Here is a 2,407-nt window from a genome sequence, read left to right as displayed (position 1 = left end):
CCATGCGGACGCCGACGGGCTGGTCGGGGTGTGCTCCCGCGTCGCGCAGGTGGGCGGCCACGGCTCGCGCCCGCTGGGCGAGCTCCCGGTAGGTCAGCCGGTCGCCCTCGAATACCAGGGCTGTGGCGTCGGGGGTGCGTTCGGCCTGTTCGAAGACCAGGCCGTGCAGGGTCCCGCCTGGATGCTCCCGGTCGGTGGCGTTCCACTCCGCGACCGCCGCGATGTCCTCCGGAGAAGGGCCCGCCTGACCGGACAGCGCCCGGACGTACAGGTCGCGGTAGCGCTCGACCTGCTCGGCGGGGAACTGGGTGGTGTCGTAGGAGATGGTCAACGACAGGCCATGCCCGGGGGTCCTGATGAAAGCCGCGCTGAACGCCAGGTCGGTCTGCTCGAAGAAGTCCTGGTCCTCGATGGTCAGGTCGGCGCCGCCGTACACGTGGAAGTCGCGGAAGTCGACGTGCGCGTCGAGCAGCGGCGAGCGCCCGGCCGCCCGCTGGATCTCGAACAGCGGGTACTGGCGGAACGGCATCAGCGCCACCTCCGCGTCGAACACCCCGCGCACCAGCTCCGGCGCGTCCGCGCGCAGCCGCAGCGGGACCGTGTTGAGGAACAGGCCGAGCACCTCGTCACCCGCGTCGCTCTCCGGCCGGCCGTGCGTGAGGACCCCGGTCAGCACGTCGGGGTCGCCCGTGACCAGGTGCAACACCCGCAGGTGCGCGGCGATCAGCACCGACCGCAGCGGCACCCGCTCCCGCGCCGCCCGCTCCTCCAGGCCGGCGACCAGCCCGGGCTCGAGCGGCGTGGCCAGCACCCCGACCGTGCGCGGCCCGCTCGTCGGGTAGCCGGGCATCCTGGGCAGGCGGCCGTCCGGCGCGTCCGCGACCACGTCCCGCCAGAACTGCGCGGCCTGCGGCGAGGCCACGAGTTCCTTCTCCACCGCCACCAGGTCCCGGAAGCGGGCACCGGGCGGCTCCACCGGGAGCCCCGCCGTGCGGTAGCGCGCCAGCAGTTCGTTGACCAGCGCGGCGACGCTCCAGCCGTCGAGGATCGCGTGGTGGAAGTAGACCGTCAGCGCGAACCGGTCCGCCTCCGGGCGGACGTGCACCTTGAGCAACGGCGCCGCCGACCAGTCGAACGGCCCGTACTCGGGCGCGGTCGCGGCCACGGTCAGCGGGATCTCCGCGTGGTCGTGCACGAGCTGGACCGGCTCGCTGAACGTGGTGAGGTCGAACGACGTGCGCAGCGCCTCGTGCCGCGCGGCGACCTCGCCCAGGGCTCTGACCAGCGCGGCCTCGTCGAAACGGCCGCGCAGCGTGAGCGTGGTGTGGTCGTGGAAGGTCACGCCGTCCAGCTCGCTGTGGTAGAGCATCCCCGCCTGCAGCGCGGTCAGCGGGTAAGCATCGACGATCATCCCTTGAGCCTCTCTCGGTCCGCGGCGCTGAGCAGGGCGAACGCTCCCGCTTCGGGCTTCTGCACGGCCGCGCGCGGGCGCAGCGCCGTGGCCAGCTCCGCCACCGACTGGTGCGTGAACAGCTGCTGCAGCTTCACGTCGTAGCCCGCCGCGCGCAGTCTGGCCACCACCTTGAGGCTGCGGATGGAGTCGCCGCCGACCGCGAAGAAGGAGTCGTGCCTGCCGGCCCGTTCCAGCCCCAGCACCTCCTGCCAGACGCGTGCCACGGCTCGCTCGGCGTCGGTGCCCGGAGGCTCCCACGGCAGGTCGGCGGGCTGCCCGGGCGCGGGGAGCGCGGCCCGGTCCAGCTTGCCGTTGGAGGTGAGCGGCAGCGCCTCCAGACGCACCCACGCGGTGGGGATCATGAACTCGGGAAGCACGGCGCGCAGATCCGGGACACCGTCGTCGCCGACCAGGTACCCGACCAGCCGGCCGTCGACGAGCCTGACGGCGGCCTGGTTGACGCCCGGCTGCTCCCGCAGGACCGCCTCGACCTCGCCGAGCTCGACCCGCATGCCGCGGATCTTGACTTGGAAGTCGGTGCGGCCGAGGTATTCGAGTTCGCCGGTGGGTAGCCAGCGGGCGAGGTCGCCTGTGGCGTAGAGCCTGGTGCCGGTGCCGGAGGGGTCGGGGACGAAGCGTTCGGCGGTGAGGGCGGGCCTGTTGAGGTAGCCGCGCGCCAGCTGGACGCCGCCGATGTACAGCTCACCCGGCGCGCCGACCGGCACCGGCCGGAGCGACTCGTCGAGCACGTACAGCCGGGTGTTGTCGACCGGCCTGCCGATCGGCACGACCGTCTCCCCCGGCAGGCAGTGATGCCACGAGACGTCCACGGCCGCCTCGGTCGGGCCGTACAGGTTGTGCAGCTCGGCCTCGCCCGGCCACTCCAGCCCCGCGGGCAGGGCCTCGCCGGAGCAGATGACGCGTTGGGGGAGGTGGATGTCTTCTTCGAGGAGG

2 protein-coding genes are annotated in these 2,407 nt (G+C 73.0%); both read right to left on the bottom strand.

What is annotated here, in order from left to right; all coding sequences use genetic code 11:
* Nucleotides 1-1,411, bottom strand: a 1,411-nt coding sequence (locus tag ACFSKW_RS06590; RefSeq protein WP_379570233.1) for a condensation domain-containing protein, incomplete at its 3' end; no start/stop codon positions are given.
* On the bottom strand, nt 1,408-2,407 hold a 1,000-nt coding region (locus ACFSKW_RS06585; RefSeq protein WP_379570231.1), incomplete at its 5' end, for an AMP-binding protein. The genes ACFSKW_RS06585 and ACFSKW_RS06590, both read right to left, overlap by 4 nt.

Origin of the sequence: Nonomuraea mangrovi (assembly GCF_042681425.1) — a bacterium.
GTDB classification, from domain to species: domain Bacteria; phylum Actinomycetota; class Actinomycetes; order Streptosporangiales; family Streptosporangiaceae; genus Nonomuraea; species Nonomuraea mangrovi.
Note: the sequence above shows the minus strand (reverse complement) of the source record. Positions and strands in the feature narration are given on the sequence as shown.